This window comes from Xanthomonas hortorum pv. cynarae (assembly GCF_002939985.1).
Classification (GTDB): Bacteria; Pseudomonadota; Gammaproteobacteria; order Xanthomonadales; family Xanthomonadaceae; genus Xanthomonas; species Xanthomonas hortorum_D.
The window spans coordinates 1-16,050 of sequence record NZ_MDFM01000012.1 but is presented as its reverse complement, the minus strand read 5'-3'; the positions used below and the strand labels follow the sequence as shown (position 1 = coordinate 16,050).

14 protein-coding genes are annotated in these 16,050 nt (G+C 65.8%); 11 read left to right on the top strand and 3 right to left on the bottom strand.

The features are described 5' to 3' along the window. Positions 1-263: 263 nt before the first annotated feature. Positions 264-2,624, bottom strand: a complete 2,361-nt coding sequence (locus tag XcyCFBP4188_RS10080) for a S9 family peptidase (protein ID WP_043910056.1) — start codon at positions 2,622-2,624, stop codon at positions 264-266. A gap of 407 nt (positions 2,625-3,031) precedes the next feature. Here XcyCFBP4188_RS10080 and XcyCFBP4188_RS10075 point away from each other — a divergent pair, with 407 nt between their 5' ends. Together XcyCFBP4188_RS10075 and XcyCFBP4188_RS10070 are read left to right on the top strand one after the other, a co-directional pair. Beyond that, positions 3,032-4,375: an AMP-binding protein gene (locus XcyCFBP4188_RS10075; RefSeq protein ID WP_167393529.1), complete on the top strand. Its 1,344-nt coding sequence runs from the start codon at positions 3,032-3,034 to the stop codon at positions 4,373-4,375. A 35-nt stretch (positions 4,376-4,410) separates the two neighbouring features. Next, positions 4,411-5,424 (top strand): hypothetical protein, encoded by a 1,014-nt coding sequence (locus XcyCFBP4188_RS10070; protein WP_146094047.1) that lies wholly within the window; start codon positions 4,411-4,413, stop codon positions 5,422-5,424. Between the two features lies 1 nt (position 5,425). Here XcyCFBP4188_RS10070 and XcyCFBP4188_RS10065 read toward each other — a convergent pair whose 3' ends face one another. Further along, positions 5,426-6,433: a chorismate transformation FkbO/Hyg5 family protein gene (locus XcyCFBP4188_RS10065; RefSeq protein ID WP_167393528.1), complete on the bottom strand. Its 1,008-nt coding sequence runs from the start codon at positions 6,431-6,433 to the stop codon at positions 5,426-5,428. Continuing rightward, positions 6,430-7,776: an NAD(P)/FAD-dependent oxidoreductase gene (locus XcyCFBP4188_RS10060; protein ID WP_104592051.1), complete on the bottom strand. Its 1,347-nt coding sequence runs from the start codon at positions 7,774-7,776 to the stop codon at positions 6,430-6,432. Before XcyCFBP4188_RS10060 ends, XcyCFBP4188_RS10065 begins: the two co-directional genes overlap by 4 nt. 338 nt (positions 7,777-8,114) lie before the next feature. Here XcyCFBP4188_RS10060 and xanC point away from each other — a divergent pair, with 338 nt between their 5' ends. The 9 genes from xanC to fabG all read left to right on the top strand — a co-directional run bounded on the left by xanC (position 8,115) and on the right by fabG (position 15,629). After that, on the top strand, positions 8,115-8,384 hold the full coding sequence (gene xanC / locus XcyCFBP4188_RS10055) for a xanthomonadin biosynthesis acyl carrier protein XanC (RefSeq protein WP_006451937.1): 270 nt from the start codon (positions 8,115-8,117) through the stop codon (positions 8,382-8,384). A 37-nt stretch (positions 8,385-8,421) separates the two neighbouring features. Beyond that, entirely contained in the window at positions 8,422-9,105 is a 684-nt protein-coding gene (locus XcyCFBP4188_RS10050; RefSeq protein WP_006451936.1) for a COG4648 family protein, read from the top strand. A 53-nt stretch (positions 9,106-9,158) separates the two neighbouring features. Then, complete coding sequence (locus XcyCFBP4188_RS10045; protein WP_006451935.1) at positions 9,159-9,908, top strand: lysophospholipid acyltransferase family protein; 750 nt, start codon at positions 9,159-9,161, stop codon at positions 9,906-9,908. Positions 9,909-9,979: 71 nt separating this feature from the next. Beyond that, entirely contained in the window at positions 9,980-10,207 is a 228-nt protein-coding gene (locus XcyCFBP4188_RS10040) for an ApeI family dehydratase (protein WP_228996145.1), read from the top strand. Then, complete coding sequence (locus XcyCFBP4188_RS10035; protein WP_006451932.1) at positions 10,204-11,178, top strand: lysophospholipid acyltransferase family protein; 975 nt, start codon at positions 10,204-10,206, stop codon at positions 11,176-11,178. Before XcyCFBP4188_RS10040 ends, XcyCFBP4188_RS10035 begins: the two co-directional genes overlap by 4 nt. Next, the gene (locus XcyCFBP4188_RS10030) at positions 11,102-11,749 is read left to right on the top strand and encodes a LolA-related protein (RefSeq protein ID WP_043910049.1); all 648 of its coding nucleotides are present in this window, start codon (positions 11,102-11,104) and stop codon (positions 11,747-11,749) included. The genes XcyCFBP4188_RS10035 and XcyCFBP4188_RS10030 overlap by 77 nt, the downstream gene beginning before the upstream one ends. 180 nt (positions 11,750-11,929) lie before the next feature. Beyond that, complete coding sequence (locus tag XcyCFBP4188_RS10025) at positions 11,930-14,296, top strand: MMPL family transporter (RefSeq protein ID WP_104592050.1); 2,367 nt, start codon at positions 11,930-11,932, stop codon at positions 14,294-14,296. Next, complete coding sequence (locus XcyCFBP4188_RS10020; RefSeq protein WP_104592049.1) at positions 14,283-14,723, top strand: hotdog family protein; 441 nt, start codon at positions 14,283-14,285, stop codon at positions 14,721-14,723. Before XcyCFBP4188_RS10025 ends, XcyCFBP4188_RS10020 begins: the two co-directional genes overlap by 14 nt. A gap of 168 nt (positions 14,724-14,891) precedes the next feature. After that, positions 14,892-15,629 carry a 3-oxoacyl-ACP reductase FabG gene (gene fabG / locus XcyCFBP4188_RS10015; RefSeq protein ID WP_046933088.1) on the top strand — a complete coding sequence of 246 codons (738 nt, stop codon included), beginning with the start codon at positions 14,892-14,894 and terminating at the stop codon, positions 15,627-15,629. Positions 15,630-16,050 lie beyond the last annotated feature (421 nt).

Sequence of the window (16,050 nt, the reverse complement as noted above, 5' to 3'; positions counted from 1 at the left end):
CCAGCGACGGACCGGTGCAGAGGCAAGCGCAATGCGCCAGCGATCCGCGGGTCCTGCAACAAGCTTAGAGCCAGATGCGTACGTTGAGGTGAGTGCGACGCAGGCTGCCACGCGATGGAGCGCTTTGCGCCACTTGGCGTCCGAGCGCACCGGCAACCTGGCGCCCTGCGTGCCACGACGGATGCGCCGCAGCAAGCTTCGTTGTCGTCGCATCGGCACCGCCAAAGCCTGCACCGCGCATCACCGCACCGGCGCCGCTAGCCTTACGGCTTCACCTGCTCATTGAACAGTTTGAGGATGCGCTTGTATTCGTCCAGCCATGAATCGGCACGCGTAAAGCCGTGGCGTTCCAGCGGATACGGCGCCACCTGCCAGTTGTCCTTGTGCAGCTCAATCAGTTTCTGGGTCATGTCGACCGAGTCCTTGAAGAACACGTTGTCGTCGATCATGCCGTGGGCGATCAGTAGATGGTCCTGCAGCCCGTCGGCGTAGTTGATCGGCGAGGAGATCTTGTAGGCCTGCGGATCGAGCTCGGGCGTATTGAGGATGTTGGAGGTGTACTCGTGGTTGTACTGCATCCAGTCGCCCACCGGACGCAGCGCCGCACCGGCCTTGAAGGTGCCGGGGCTGCGGAACAGCGCCATATAGGTCATGAAACCGCCGTACGAGCCGCCATAGATGCCTGCACGCGAGCGGTCCCCCTGCTTCTGCGTCACCAGCCAGTCCAGACCGTCCAGATAGTCTTCCAGTTCCGGGTGGCCCATGTTGCGATAGATCGCGGTACGCCAATCGCGGCCGTAACCCTCCGAGGCGCGGTAGTCCAGATCCAGCACGATGTAACCCTGCTGCACCAGCAGGTTATGGAACATCTGCTCGCGAAAATACGGCGTGTAGCGTTGGGAAACGTTTTGCAGATAGCCCGCGCCGTGCACGAACATCACGATCGGATACTGCTTGCCGGGCTCAGGGTGTTGCGGGCCGTAGTACTTGCCCCAGACCGTGCCGGCGCCGTGTTTGGATGGCACCTGCACGTACTGCGGTGCGATCCACGGCTGCGCCTTGAAGGCGGGCGTGCGCGTGTCGGTCAACACCGTGGCCTGGCCACCCGCCGCCGGCACCACCGCCAGCTGCTGCGGCAGGTAACTGTCGGAGTAACGCACCAGCAACTGCTGCCCGTTCGGCGACAGACTGAAGCCTTCCACGCCGTTCAAGGCTGTCACTTCGGTGAGCTGGTCGGTGCGCAGATCCAGCTTGCACACCTCGTAATCGCCCGGCCATTTCTGATTGCACAGGAAATACATGCCGCTGCCATCGGCGCTGGGCGCCGGCATCGACACCTCCCACTTGCCACGGGTGCGCTGACGCGGCTTGCCGTTGCCTTCCACCGTGTACAGCTGCGAATAGCCGGATTCTTCGGACAGCAGCCACAACGTGCGGTTGTCGGGTAGCCAGCCGAAATCGTTGAAATCCCAGTTGATCCAGGCGCTGTCGCTGAGGCGATGCCGCGGCTGCAGCTTGGCGTTGGCCAGATCCACGCTGGCGATCCAGCGGTCCTTGTTGTCCACCGCGCGGATTTCCACCGCCACATTGCGGCCGTCATCGCTCCAATGCACGGCCGGCCCGCTGCCGTCGCCATCGCTTTCCACACGCACGCCGCGGTTGCCCTTGAGCGCATCGCGCTTGGCGGCCTTGCGCAGTGCGGCCAGCGGGTCGGTGGCAATGCCCGGCAATGGGTCGAAAGACAGCGGCTTGGCAGTGCCGGCGCTCACATCGACCAACCACAGCGCATGAGCCACCGGCGCATTGCGACCGACGCGGGTGCGCACTTCCTGGAATTCTTCGTAACCGGATTCGGTCACGTACTTGGGCATCTTGCCGGCCTGGCCTTCCTCGGCACTCTTGGCCTGGGTGACCACCAACAGATGGCGGCCGTCCGGCGACAACGCGCTGTCGACGATCTCCACCTCATCGCCCAGATACACCGGTGCAGTGGCACGCGTGGCGTCGGCGCGGCGCCAGGTGTCTTCCTGCGTGCGCAGCGCCTCGCGCTGCTCGCGGTCGCGGCGCAACGTGGCCAGCGTGGCCAGTTGCTGCTCGCGCAACACATCGGCCTTGGGCGCCGCATTCGGATCGCGCTCGGCCTTGACCACCGCAACCTGCGCGGTGCCGCCATCGGCGCGCCAGTGATACCAGTTGTTGCCCGCACGCCAGATCGCACCTCCGTCGCTGGCGAATTGCGGACGCGATTCGACCTCGTTGCTGCGGGTCAGCTGGGTCAGGGCGCCCGAGCGCAGATCACGCAAAAAAATGTCGCCATTGCGCGCGAACAGCATGCGCTGACGCGCCGCATCATAGCTGGGGTTATCCGCATCCAGACCGGCGCGGGCGTTGTCGGCCACGCGTTCTGCGGCTGCACCGCCGATGCCCTGGCGATAGGTGTCGCGCACCGGGCTGCCCTCGCGTTTGAGCAGGTATTGCACCTGTTTGCCATCCCACTGCCACCAGGCCTGATCGACCGACGGCCCGATCCAGTCCGGGTCGGCCATTACCTGTTCGATGGTGAGCGGTGCGGCGGACTGCGCGTGCGCGGTGACAGCCAGCAATAACAAGGACAGCGGCAACAATCTGGGCATCGGAAACGACTGGACGCAACGAAAGAGCGGCCAAGCCTAGCAGCTCGCTTCGACCGGGGGCTTGGGCCACAGGTCATGCGCGGGGTGGGTGGTTGAATGTGTCGTCGAAGCGGCGGGGTCTGTGCCAGTGGCGAGCTCGACCAGATGCGCCTGACGGTAAATGCGCAGTCCACGCACGGCAACACGCGCGACCTGGCCGATCTCACCGCATCACTTTTAATATCACTTTCGGTGCATTCCACGTCGCGATGCGCAGCTGCCACAACGCCAAGGAAGCTTTACGCACGCCAGCGGCGACGCTGCGAACATCCGGCACTGCGGCGTAGCCACAAACCCTGCGACTTGCCAGCAGCCCAGGTGGCGGCCAAGCTAGCGCGCTTTTGCGACTGTCGGTTCACATGTCCAGCCTGCCCGCCTTTGTTGTCTCCCACCCGATGGCCGTTGGCGCGCCCGGCCGGCCGTTGGCCTGGCGGGCAGGGCAGTCGGTGGATCTGGCCACCTTCATCGCGCACGTGCATGGTCTGGCGCAGCAGCTGCCGGACGGCCGCCACGCGGTGAATCTGTGCGAAGACCGCTACCGTTTCATGGTCGCCTTCTACGCCTGCGCGCTGCGCGGCCAGGTGTCGCTGCTGCCGTCGTCGCGCGCACCGGCGGTGGTCGGTGAAGTGCAGGCGCGCCACGCCGATGCGTATTGCCTGGGCGATCTTGCCTTGGAGCTGGCACCGCCGCGCTATTGGCGAATGCCGGCCGAGCTGCCGCAGGCCGATGGCCCGATGCCGCAACTGGCAGACGATGCCCTGGTGGCGATTGGCTTTACCTCCGGCAGCACCGGTAGCCCGCAACCGAATCCCAAGACCTGGGGCAGTTTTTTGACCAGCACGCGCCAGGATCTGGTCGCGTTGGAGAGCCTGTGGGCGCACACCGATGCCGTGCCGCACGTGGTGGCCACGGTGCCGCCGCAGCATATGTACGGCATGGAATTGTCGGTGCTGCTGCCGATGGTGACCACGCTGGCCGTGCATGCCGGGCGGCCGTTCTTCCCCGACGATGTGGCGCATGCGCTGGCGGAAATTCCCGAGCCGCGCCTATTGGTGACCACACCGGTGCACCTGCGTGCGCTGGTCGAATCGGGCGTGCAGTTGCCACCGCTGGCCGGCATCGTCTCGGCCACCGCACCGCTGGCGCAGGACATCGCCGCGGCGGCCGAAGCACGCTTTGGCGGTGAAGTGCGCGAGATGTTCGGTTCCACCGAAACCTGCGTCTTCGCCGTGCGGCGCACCGCACTGGAAGCGGCGTGGACACCGCTGCCCGGCGTACGCCTGGAAACACAGGCCGCCGGCACACTGGTGCACGCACCGCATCTGGCAACGCCGGTGCTGCTGGCCGACATGATGGACGTGGCCGCAGACGGCCGCTTCCAGGTACGCGGCCGTCAGGCCGATCTGCTGGAAATCGCAGGCAAACGCGCCTCGCTGGCCGACCTCACCCGCCGCCTGCTCGCCATTCCCGGCGTGATCGACGGCACCATCGTGCAGCTAACACCGGACCCCGGGCAGGCCGTCGGCCGCATCGCCGCACTGGTGGTCGCCCCGACCCTGGACGAAGCGCAGATCCTCGCCGCCCTGCGCATCAGCGTCGACCCGGTGTTCCTCCCACGCCGCCTGCGCAAACTCCCCGCATTGCCACGCAACGAAACCGGCAAGCTGCCGCGCGATGTGGTTTTAGGCTTGCTCAACGGCTGAGCGATACTTGCCGGACACCAAGGAGGAGTGGGCGCATGCGCAAGGGATCTGCAAACAGGAAATTCGCGATCGCTGCAGTGATTGCGATTGCGATCGTGGTGACGTGTGTGGGGTGGCTACGATGGCATCGCTCCGATCGTTCAATTGAGGCAGTCCCCCTGCGTGCACCCAGCGCTGTCATGCCGGGCAGGCAGGCCAAGCCTGCCGTAGCTTCGGCGCCGCTACCTCCTGCTGATACGCCGTTGCGCCAGGTCTTCGACGAGCTCAGTCGTCGCGCCGAGCAAGGTGATCCCGCTGCTGCGTGCCGACTGGCAATCGAACTGGAACGTTGTGATGGGATCCAGCAACAACTTGCCACTTACGACGAGCTGGTATGGCGCGCGAAGCGTGCCCGTGAGCGAAAGCTCGTCACCACGAATGAGGGCGGCAATTTTGATGCCTGGAACAAGATGCTGGACGGCATGGCGATGGGGTTGGTGAAAACTGCCGATCGCTGCGAAGGTATCCGGCAGGTTTCCGTGGCCGAGCGGGTCGCGTTGTGGCGACAAGGTGCGCTTGCCGGAAATCCAGGTGCATTGGCGCATTACGCGGCCGGTAACGCGTTTCGGCGACGCGACATGCTGGAGCTTCTACCCGAATTGCAGCGCTATCGGAAAGAAGCGGAGACCCTTGCATTGCAGGCAGCCTCACGCGGAGATCTGCAAACCTCGCTGGCCTTGGCGGCTGCCTATTCGCCGCGCCGCGACAACGGTGAGCGTTTCTTCCTGGCGCAGGTAGTTAAACCGGACCTTGCACGGTCATTGGCATTGTATCGACGCGGCAGCCAGCAGCTGCCTGCCACCGCGAGCCCGCGATCGCGCGAAGTGATCGACGACAACATCGCCTGGTTACAACAGCACGCGACAGCCAGCGATCTCACAAGGGCCGACGCGTTGGGCACTGAGTGGGCGGGAACGTGGTCTGCCACGCCGATGCCTGAATCAGCCAGGGTGATGGTGAGCGAAAATGGCGGTGTGGGCGATATCGATCCAGCGCAATGCGCTCACTAACTCACCCATGCACCCCATCGATCTCCACCGCCAACTCGTCGCGGCAGATCACCGCGTGTAGCAGCAGGCGCGGCACGGCATCGCCGAAGCGGGCGTCGAGCGCCTGCGCAACCTTGGGCAGATCGTCGTGCTCGCGCACGTAAACCTTCAAACGCGTGCCGGCGCCGAATTGCGCGGGCAGGGCGGGGGCGTGCTGGCGTGCGGCGCCGAGCAGGGCGTCGAAGTTGGCAAAGGTTTCTTCCAGCTGCGCGAGCAACTGGCCGGTGTGCATCGAGGCATGCCCGACCACCGCGGCGGTGCCTGACAGCAGCAGTGGCATGTCGCTGCCGGCCGGCGGCAGCATGGCGCGCGCAAAACTCGGCGGCTGCGGGCCGTACTGGCGCGGGTAGTTGTAGGCGCTGACCTGGCGCGGATTTTCCAGCGGCGTGCCGGCATCGGCGGCGGCCAGCCAGTAGATCTGGATGATGCGCTCGGCATCGCAACGGCCCACTGCGGTAGCGGCAGGCAGCTGCGCAGTATCGAAGGCGCCCAGGCCGCGTGCACGGCCGATGCAGAACTGCCGATAGCGTTCGCGGTCGCCGCTGCCCAGGGTGATCGCATCCAGATAATTCCAGATACGCAGCAGACGTGGAGTCTGGCTGCCGGTGACGAAGGCGGTGATTTCCGCATACGCCTTGGCGGCGGCTTCTTCGATGTCCACATCCTGCTCGTCGATCTCGATCACGCCGAACTGCAGGCGCCCGTCGCTGGACCAGGCGATGTTGCCGTCGCGCCCACTGCGCACCGGTGCATCGCTGCGCCACACTTCCAGCACGCTGGCCTGATACGGCTGCAGCGGCACGCGCAGGTAACGCGGGTCGTCCAGACGCGCCGCCGCAGTGCCGAAGCCGAACACGGCCAACACCTGCGGATCGGTGAGCAGGGCAGACGGGTCGGTCTGGTCGACATAGTCGACCTGCAGGCGGGGATGGCGCACGGCGTGCGTGGTCTGGGCCTGGAAAGCGGTCATTGCGTGTCTCGTTGTTGCGTATCGCGTTGCAAGGTGTCGCCGTCGAAGCCGAGCGTGGCCTGACGCCGGCGTTGCCGCCAGGAGTGCCAGGCGCGCGGCATCATCGACAAGGTGGTGATGGCGTAGATGGCGCGGAACGCACGCAGACGCAGGCGCACCTTGGGGCTCTCGAACACGTCGCCGGCCAGCATCGCCACCACGGCTTCTTCGATCTGCCAGGTGTTCTGCGGTTGCGCAAACAGGGTGCGCATGGTCGGCGAGGTGAAGCGGTAGATGAACCACTTGAACTCATCCACGCCGCGCTTGAGTTCGCGCTGCAAGGCACGCTGCAGTTTCGCCTCGTGCTGCGGCGTGCGCAGGGCCTGGTCCACCATCGCCGCGCCGCGCTCGGCGCTGTGCATGGCCAGAAACACGCCCGAGGAAAACATCGGGTCGACGAAGGTGTAGGCATCGCCGAGCATCAGCCAGCGCGGGCCGGCCATGCGCGTGCATTCGTAGGCGTAGTTGCCGGTGGCATGCACCGGTGCCACGCGCTCGGCGCCGTGCATGCGCGCGGTGACTTCGGCATTGAGCGCCAGTGTGCGCATCAAAAAGCCTTCGCTGTCGCCCTTGCGGGTCTTCATGTATTCCGGGTAGCAGACCGCGCCCACGCTCATGATGTCGTCCGGCAGCGGGATCAGCCACATCCAGCCATGCGCATGCCGGTAGATGCTGATGTTGCCGGCATCCTCGCCCGGCCGGCGCGTCACGCCGCGGAAATGGCTGAACAGCGCGGCCGATTGATGCTTGGCATTGGCGCGTTTGAGCTTGAAGCGGTTGCCCAGAAAGGTGTCGCGGCCGCTGGCGTCGAGCAGATAGCGCGGGCGGAACTGCTGCTCGCCGTCCACGCCGCGTGCCTGCAATACCGGCTGTTCGCCATCGAAGCTGACCTGTTCGACCTTGACCTGCTCGCGCGCATCCACGCCAACCGCACGCGCGCGCTCGAACAACACCTGGTCGAACTGCGCACGCGGCACCTGGAAGGCGAAATCGGCCTTGGCATCCAGCGCACGCGAGAAGCGAAAGGTGTTGTAACCGCCGGCATCGTTGGGAAAGTCAGCGCCGCGCTTGAGCACGCCGATCCTGCGCACGTCTTCGAGTACGCCCAGGCGTTCGAGGATCGGTACGTTCATCGGCAGCAGCGATTCGCCGATATGAAAGCGCGGGTGCTGCTCCTTCTCCAGCAGGGTGACCTGCCAGCCCTGCTGCGCGAGCACGATGGCGGCGGCGCAGCCCGCTGGCCCGCCGCCGATGATCAACACATCCGGACACTCGGGTCCGGGGGCCGGCCCGGCTGCCGGCATGGCAGTCGGGGTGGGGCGAACAGCGGTGGAAGTCATCCTGGACCGAACCTGCAGCGGGCGAGCGTCATGCAGTCATGATAGCCTGACCGGCAGCCCGGACAGGTGCACCCGGATTGCCTCACCGCTCTCACCCGATCACCAACAAGCCGACTGCGCGGCCGCTCAACGGACGTGGCCGGTAGCCGGAAGTGGCAGCCGCGACAACGTACACTGCGGTTCCAAAGCATCGCCCGCCTCGACCCGAGGGTTGTTTGCGACGCGTTGCTGTTGTTCGAATTGATTGCCTTGATTGATTTTTCCGAATTTGTTGCCCGACCCTCACCTGTGGAAGCTTCTGGATGTCCCTGCAAACCGCTGCCGAACGTGAACTGGCCGAACTCCTGGTCGAAAGCCTGAACCTGGAAGACGTCCAACCCGCCGACATCGATCCGGAGGCGCCGTTGTTCAATACCGGGCTGGGACTGGATTCGATCGACGCGCTGGAACTGGCGCTGGCGATCAGCAAGCGCTATGGCTTCCAGCTGCGCTCTGACAACGACGAGAACCGTCGCATCTTTGCGTCGCTGCGCGCATTGTCGGCGCATGTCGAAACCAACAAGACCGTCTGATCTGCCCACTGTAGCGCCTGCCGATGCACCCCCGTGGGTGCTGGGGCTGGGCGTGCTGCTGGCGGTGGCGTACTCGCCGTTGGCGCACTGGGCCAACGCCAGTCATCGCCCGGACCTGGCGGTCATCGCCGGGGCCTTGCTGGTGCTGATGGTGTTGATCGAACCGATGGTGGCGCGCCGGGCCTGGGCCTGGGCGCTGGCGGTGTTGACGTTGGCCGGCCTGAGCGCGTTGTGGCACTCGCCGTACGCGATGCTGCTGCTGGCCGCGCCGCCAGTGGTGTTCACCGGCTGGATCGCCTGGTTCTTCGGCCGCAGCCTGCGCCGCGGGCGCACGCCGTTGATCAGCCGCATTGTCGAAGGGCTGTATCGCCAGGCCGGCATGCCGATCACGCCCGAGCAGTACCGCTATACGCGTCGGCTCACGCTTGCCTGGGCGCTGCTGCTGTGCGCGCTGACGCTGGTGAATCTGGTGCTGGGCCTGTGCGCCGAGCCCAGTGGGGTGCTGGCGCAACTGGGCTACGCCTCGCCGCTGCCGATCAGCGACGCGCGTGCCTCGTTGTTTGCCAATCTGCTGGCCTATGGCGTGGTGGGCGGGTTCTTCGTGGGCGAATATCTATTGCGCGGCCGCTGGTTTCCACAGCGTCCCTATCGTAATCTGCCAGACTTCTTGCGCCAGATGGCGCGGCTCGGGCCGGAGTTCTGGCGCGATCTGCTGCGCTGAGTGCGTGGCCAGGGGCAGCGACGTACGTGCACATTTTCAGGGACAAGACAAAAATGCCGTTGGCAAGGATGCCGTCGCGCCTGGCGTGGGCCATGTTCAACCTGTTGCAGCTGGCCTTTACGCTGATCTTCACCGCTGGCGGGATCGTGTATTGCCTGGTGTTGCTGGCGATCACCCGCGACCCCGATCGGTTGCTGCGCATGGGCGGCTGGATGTGGTCGCCGGTGCTGTTTCGCGGCGCCGGTGCCCAGGTGATCGTGGAAGGCCGCGAGCGCGTGGACTGGTCCAAGAATTACCTGTTCGTCAGCAACCACCAGTCGGTCATCGACATCTGCGCGTTGTTCTATGCATTGCCGGTGCCGCTGCGGTTTCTGCTCAAGGACGAAATGCTCAAGGTGCCGTTCGTGAACTGGTTCGCGCGCGGTACCGGCATGCTGTTCCTGGACCGCGACAGCCGGCGTGCCGGGGCGATGGTGCGGCGTCAGGCGGCCGCGCTGCTGCGCGAGGGCAAACAGTTGTGTCTGTTTCCCGAAGGCACCCGCAGCCGTAGCGGCGCACTGCTGCCATTCAAGGCCGGGCTACTGCAGGCCGCTATCGATGCAGGTGTGCAGGTGGTGCCGGTGGCGCTGGATGGCTGCGGCAAGGTGCTGCCGGTGGAGGGTATGTTCAGGGTGCGCCCCGGCATCATTCGCGTGCGCATCGGCGCCCCGATCCCGGTAACCGGGCCGGATGCGCCGGACCGCCAACAATTGACCGAGCAGGCACACGCCGCCGTGGCGGCCATGCTTCAACCCAGGATCTGAGTTACCCGCTTATGGATTTCGTCGTGCCACATGATCATCCCTGCCTGCCTGGGCACTTCCCGGGTCGCCCTGTGGTGCCCGGCGTGGTCGTCCTCGATCACGTGCTGCAGGCGGTGGAAGCGGCGCATGGCCCACGCGCCGCGATGCGCTTGCCGCAGGTGAAGTTCGTACAGCCCTTGCTGCCCGGCCAGACCGCGTCGGTGACACTGGACGGCGCTGGCCCGCGTTGGCGCTTTCGCGTGCAGCGCGCCGACGACTTGCTGGTCAGCGGCGAGCTGGTCGCGGAGGCGGCGGCATGAACAGCCAGTGGAAACAACGCCCGGAAGGCGGCGGACGTTTTGCGTTGTGGCTGATCCGCGGCATCGCCCGGTACGCCGGGCGCTCGGTGGCACGCGCGCTGCTGTACCCGATCACGCTGTACTTCCTGCTGGTGCGTGCGCCCGAGCGCAGTGCCTCGCGTGCCTATCTGGCGCGTGTGCTCGATCGCCCGGCCACGCTGCGCGATGTGGCGCGGCATATCCATACCTTCGCCTCGACGATCCTGGACCGCGTGTACATGCTGTGCGGGCAGATGCAGCGCTTCCAGGTCGACATCACCGGCCTGGATCAGCTGCACACCCAGATGGATCGCGGCCGCGGCGTGCTGATCTTCGGCTCGCACCTGGGCAGCTTCGATGCGCTGCGCGTGCTGGCCACCGAACGCCCCGACGTGCAGGTCAAGGTGGTGCTGGACAAGGCGCATAACCGCGCCATGACCGACCTGCTGGGCGCGCTGAATCCGCAGCTGGCCGCCAACATCATCGACGCCGGCATGGATGCGACCTCGATCGTGATGGCGATCAAGGACGCCACCGATGCCGGCGCGCTGGTGGCGTTGCTGATCGATCGCCCGCGCGAGGGCGACCCGGCATTGCCGGCGATGTTCCTCGGCCGCAACGCGATGTTCCCGACCTCGCCGTGGCTGATCGCCGCGGCGCTCAAGGTGCCGGTGGTGCTGGCGTTCGGCCTGTATCGCGGCGGCAATCATTACGAGCTGGCGTTCGAGACCTTCAGCGAAGGCCTGGACGTGCCGCGTCGCCAGCGTGCGCCGGTGCTGGCGGTACTCATGCGCGATTACGCGGCCAGGCTGGAACATTACACACGCTACGCGCCGTACAACTGGTTCAACTTCTACGATTTCTGGAACACCCACCATGCCGATGTGCCGCACCCTGCCGTGGATGCTGATACTGCTGTTCAGCGCCGCACCGCTATGCGCCGCACCGCCTGAGACGCTGGACGTCGGCCAGGTGCTGCAGCGCCTGGCACGCCCCGCACCGGTCAGTACCGAGTTCGTCGAACTGCGTGGCTCGGCCCTGCTGAAGACACCGCTGCGCGTGCAGGGCCATTACCGCCGCCCGGATGCGCAGACCTTGGTGCGCGAGGTCAGCGCGCCGTATCGCGAGACCACCACGTTGCAGGGCGACGAAGGCGTACTGGAACGCGAAGGCAAAGCGCCGCGGCGCTTTTCGCTGAGCCGGGTGCCCGAGCTGGCTGGTTTGAAATCCGGCTTCGGCGCTTTGCTGGCCGGCGACCGCGCGCTGCTGGAGCAGCAGTACCGCGTCAGTGGGCAGGGCCAGCCGCAGGCCTGGCAACTGACGCTGCAGCCCAAGGACGCCGCCGTGGCAAAGCAGGTGCGCGAGTTGCGTCTGTACGGGCGTAACGATGAGCTGCGCTGCATCGAAAGCCTGCCGGCCAAGGGCGATGTGCAGCGCACGCTGCTGGCTGGTGCGGCGCGTGATGCTGCAAGCGTGACCGATGCGGCGGCGCTGACCACGCTGTGCCATGGGTCGGGCGCGTGATCCATCGCGTGTGGGTGTTGCGTGCGCAGTCGGGACACGCGCTTAGCAAGCAAAAAGCGACCGCCTTCGGCAAATTAGAGGCGCCGGTGCTGCACGCCTTCAGCAGAAAGAACGCGTCACTGAAGCTGGATGCCGCGCGCGCGGCCGGTGGACGTTCCGCTGGCGCAGTGAGGCTTTCGCATGGCGCTTAAATTGAATGCAAACCGCCGCATCGGCCTTGCGCTGCTGTGGCTGGCCTTGCTGGCAGTCGCCGGCTTCTGGTTGAGCGAGACGCTGAAAGTCACCGGTGACTTGCGGAAATTCATGCCCGCCCCGCGCACGCCCGCGCAGAAATTGCTGATCGAAGAACTCGGCGAAGGCCCCGGCTCGCGCCTGTTGTTGATGTCGCTGTCCAACAGCGATACGGCCACGCTGGCCGCGCAGTCGCAGGCACTGCAGCAGGCCTTGGCCGCACAGCCAGAGCTGTTCGAGCTGGTCGGCAATGGCGGCAATGCGGGGTTGGATGCGATCCCCGAGCGCTTGCTGCCGTACCGCTATCTGCTCAGCGACAGCTTCGATAAAACCCCGCTGGATGGGCAGACCTTGCAAGCGGCTTTGCAGGCACGCGTGCAGGATCTGGGTTCGCCTGCGGCCGCGATGGTGGAGCCGTTGCTGCCGCGCGATCCCACGCTGGAAATCCTGCATCTTGCAGAAACCCTGCAACCTGCCGCCGCGCCGCAGACGCGTAACGAGGTGTGGTTCGACCGCGCCGGCACCTCGGCCTTGCTGATCGTGCAGACGCGCGCAGCCGGCTTCGATCCCACCGGCCAGCAACTGGCGTACGACGCGGTGCAAGCGGCGTTTGCCAAGGTCAGCAAGGGCACCTCAACAACACTCATTTTGACCGGCCCCGGCGCGTTTGCGGTGGAAATCACCGCACGCACGCAGGGTGAGGCGCAATGGATCGGCACGCTGGATACGGTGGTGCTGGTGCTGTTGCTGCTGGTCGCTTATCGCAGCTGGAAGATTCCGGTGCTCGGCGTGCTGCCATTGGCGAGCGCGGGTCTGGCTGGCTTGGGCGCGGTGGCGTTGCTGTTCGATGGCGTGCACGGGATCACCGTGGCGTTTGGCTTCACCCTGATCGGCGTGGTGCAGGATTACCCGATTCACCTGTTCAGTCATCAGCGCCCGGGGCTGGAGCCGCGCGACAACGCGCGCCATCTGTGGCCGACGCTGGCCACCGGCGTGGTCTCCACCTGCATTGCCTACGTGACCTTCCTGTTTTCCGGGGTGGACGGCTTGCGGCAGCTGGCAGTGTTCACCATCGCCGGCTTGGCCACCGCCGCCATCACCACCCGTTGGCTGCTGCCGTCGTTGATCGACCCGGCGCCGCGCGACTATGCCGATTCGCGCATGCTCGCCGCGCTCTGGCGTGGCATCGCGCGCTTGCCGCGGCCGCGCATCAGTCTTGCGGTGATTGCCGTGATCGGCATCGCGGTGATCGTGTTTGCGCCGGGGCAGTTCTGGCAGAACGATCTGTCGAAATTGACCCCGGTGCCACCCAAGGCGCTGGCGCAGGACACGCAGTTGCGCCAGGAACTGGGCGCCCCCGATGTGCGTTACGTGCTCGCGTTGCCCGCAGCGAACGATGAGGCTGCGCTGCAGGCCAGCGAGCAATTGCGCCCGCGCCTGGACGCCCTGGTGCGCGCCGGTGCATTGACCGGCTACGACATGGCCGCGCGCTATCTGCCCAGCGCCAAGACCCAGCGCGCCCGTCAGGCTGCGTTGCCGGATGCGGCGCAAGCCCGCGCGCTGACCGACAGCGCGGTGGCCGCCACGCCGTTCCGCAGCGATGCATTTGCGCCATTCCTGCAGGATCTGGACGCTGCCAAGCAGGCCGCCCCGCTGTTGCCGAAGGACCTGGCCGGCTCGCCGCTGGCAACCTCGGTCGGTGGGCTGCTGCTGGGGCGTGGCGATCGCACCACCGCCCTGGTGTCGTTGACCGGCTTGCGCGATCCGGCGGTGTTGGCCGCAGCCGTACAAGGCAGCGGCGCGCAGTTGCTGGATCTGAAAGATGCTTCCGAATCCCTGGTCGCCGCGTATCGCGGTCGTGTGCTCGGTGCATTGGTGCTGGCTGCAGTGTTGTTGGCAGTGACCGTGGCCATCGCGCTGCGCAGCCCGCGCCGCATCGTGCGGGTGTTGTTGCCGATGGCGCTGACCACGGTGCTGATCCTGGCGATCCTGCGCGGGATGGGGGTGGAACTCAATCTGTTCCATCTGATCGCGCTGATTCTGGCGGCCGGTTTGGGCCTGGATTACGCGCTGTTCTTCGACCACGCCGGCGACGATCACGCCGACCAGCTGCGCACGTTGCATGCGCTGATCGTGTGCAGCCTGATGACCTTGCTGGTATTCGCGCTCTTGGCCGCGTCCAGCATTCCAGTATTGCGTGCGATCGGTAGCACGGTGGCACTGGGCGTGTTGTTCAATTTCATCCTGGCCTTGCTGGTGTCGCGCGAGCCGGCGCTGGAACGCACAAAGAACGGAGAACCGCATGCAGGGACGTGACGCGATTGCCGCGCTGATTCCGCATCAGGGCAACATGTGCCTGTGGGAAGAAGTGGTGGAGTGGAATGCGCAGCGCGTCGTATTGCGCAGCCATGCCCATCGCAGCGAGGCGCATCCTCTACGTGCCAACGGCCGCCTGCGCGCGCTGCATCTATGCGAATACGGCGCGCAAGCCATGGCCGTGCACGGCGGCTTGCTCGATCGCGCATCGGGCAAGCCGGTGCGCCCGGGCATGTTGGTGGCGCTGCGCGCAGTGGAATTGCATGTGGCCTATCTGGACGCGCTGCCGGATGCGATCGTTTGCGAGGCGCAGGTGCTGATGCAGGCAGAGGACAGCCAGCAATACAGCTTCCGCTTGATGCATCAGGACCAGTTGCTCGCCGAAGGGCGTGCCACGGTGATGCTGGGTGCGGTGCAGGCCCCGTAGGAGCGCGCTTGCGCGCGATGAAGCGTTACCGCTGACGCTTCATCGCGCGCAAGCGCGCTCCTACGGAAGGTGGGCGATCAACGCTGGCGATCTATTCCTGCGCTTGCTGCGAGTCGTTAGGATGACGCTCTTTCCGCCGTCGTTTCTGCGGCTTTCATCGAGGCTTCCATGAGTACATCCGTTCCTCAGCGCCGCGCGCTGGTTACCGGCGGCAGCGGCGATCTTGGCGGTGCGATCTGCCGTCAGCTGGCTGCACAAGGTCGGCACGTGATCGTGCATGCCAACCGCAATATCGCGCGTGCCGATGAAGTGGTCGCAGCGATCGTGGCCGACGGCGGCAGTGCCCAGGCGGTAGCGTTCGATGTGGCCGATGCGCAGGCAAGCGCCGCAGCGCTGGCAAGCTTGCTGGAGGTCGGACCGATCCAGATCGTGGTCAATAACGCCGGCATCCATGACGATGCACCGATGGCGGGCATGAGCGCCGAGCAATGGCATCGGGTCATCGATGTCTCGTTGCACGGGTTCTTCAACGTCACCCAGCCCTTGCTGCTGCCGATGGCGCGCACGCGCTGGGGCCGTATCGTCAGTGTGTCATCGGTTGCGGCGGTGCTGGGCAATCGCGGGCAGACCAACTACGCCGCTGCCAAGGCCGCGCTGCACGGCGCCAGCAAATCGCTGTCGCGCGAGATGGCCAGCCGCGGTATTGCAGTCAACGTGGTCGCGCCGGGCGTAATCGAAAGCGAGATGGTCGGCGAGAGTTTCGCGCCGGAGGTGATCAAGCAGCTGGTGCCGGCAGGGCGCGTCGGCAAGCCCGACGAAGTCGCCGCACTGGTGACGTTTCTGTGTTCGGAAATGGCCGGCTACATCAACGGCCAGGTCATCGGCATCAATGGCGGGATGGGCTGAGAGCGGCTACAAAACGACTGCGCTCGCCGCCCGGCGGGCGCGGCCTGCCTTGTAGTTCCCGTCAGCACTCGACCAAGTTGGCAGGTGCGATGCCCTTACCGCCTGCGGGACCGTGTGGCGGCATGGATGCCGCCACCGAGCCTCCAGGGATGGATTCACGGCGTGTCCCGCAGGCGGTGAGGGCATCGCGCCCTCGACCCGCTCGGCTTGGAACATCCAGATTGCGCTGAAGTTCAATATCTCGTTCGCCTTGAGAGGTAATTGAACGGTGCGGATACGTCAGGTGTAAAGCTGCTGATCTGCGGCCTGGTTGCAGGGCCCTTGCCCGCCCACCCTCGCGGGACACGCCGCAAGTACGTCCCTGTAGCAACTGTGTTGTTGGAGGGGCTTTGGCCACTCCGTAAGCCGGGCACGGTGGTGC

What these genes read in the sequence shown, in the direction of transcription:
- XcyCFBP4188_RS10075 (WP_167393529.1), top strand. Translation starts at nt 3,032, where the DNA reads ATGTCCAGCCTGCCCGCCTTTGTTGTCTCCCACCCGATGGCCGTTGGC.
- XcyCFBP4188_RS10070 (WP_146094047.1), top strand. Translation starts at nt 4,411, where the DNA reads ATGCGCAAGGGATCTGCAAACAGGAAATTCGCGATCGCTGCAGTGATT.
- XcyCFBP4188_RS10065 (WP_167393528.1), bottom strand. Translation starts at nt 6,433, where the DNA reads ATGACCGCTTTCCAGGCCCAGACCACGCACGCCGTGCGCCATCCCCGC.
- XcyCFBP4188_RS10060 (WP_104592051.1), bottom strand. Translation starts at nt 7,776, where the DNA reads ATGCCGGCAGCCGGGCCGGCCCCCGGACCCGAGTGTCCGGATGTGTTG.
- xanC (WP_006451937.1), top strand. Translation starts at nt 8,115, where the DNA reads ATGTCCCTGCAAACCGCTGCCGAACGTGAACTGGCCGAACTCCTGGTC.
- XcyCFBP4188_RS10045 (WP_006451935.1), top strand. Translation starts at nt 9,159, where the DNA reads ATGCCGTTGGCAAGGATGCCGTCGCGCCTGGCGTGGGCCATGTTCAAC.
- XcyCFBP4188_RS10035 (WP_006451932.1), top strand. Translation starts at nt 10,204, where the DNA reads ATGAACAGCCAGTGGAAACAACGCCCGGAAGGCGGCGGACGTTTTGCG.
- XcyCFBP4188_RS10030 (WP_043910049.1), top strand. Translation starts at nt 11,102, where the DNA reads ATGCCGATGTGCCGCACCCTGCCGTGGATGCTGATACTGCTGTTCAGC.
- XcyCFBP4188_RS10025 (WP_104592050.1), top strand. Translation starts at nt 11,930, where the DNA reads ATGGCGCTTAAATTGAATGCAAACCGCCGCATCGGCCTTGCGCTGCTG.
- XcyCFBP4188_RS10020 (WP_104592049.1), top strand. Translation starts at nt 14,283, where the DNA reads ATGCAGGGACGTGACGCGATTGCCGCGCTGATTCCGCATCAGGGCAAC.
- fabG (WP_046933088.1), top strand. Translation starts at nt 14,892, where the DNA reads ATGAGTACATCCGTTCCTCAGCGCCGCGCGCTGGTTACCGGCGGCAGC.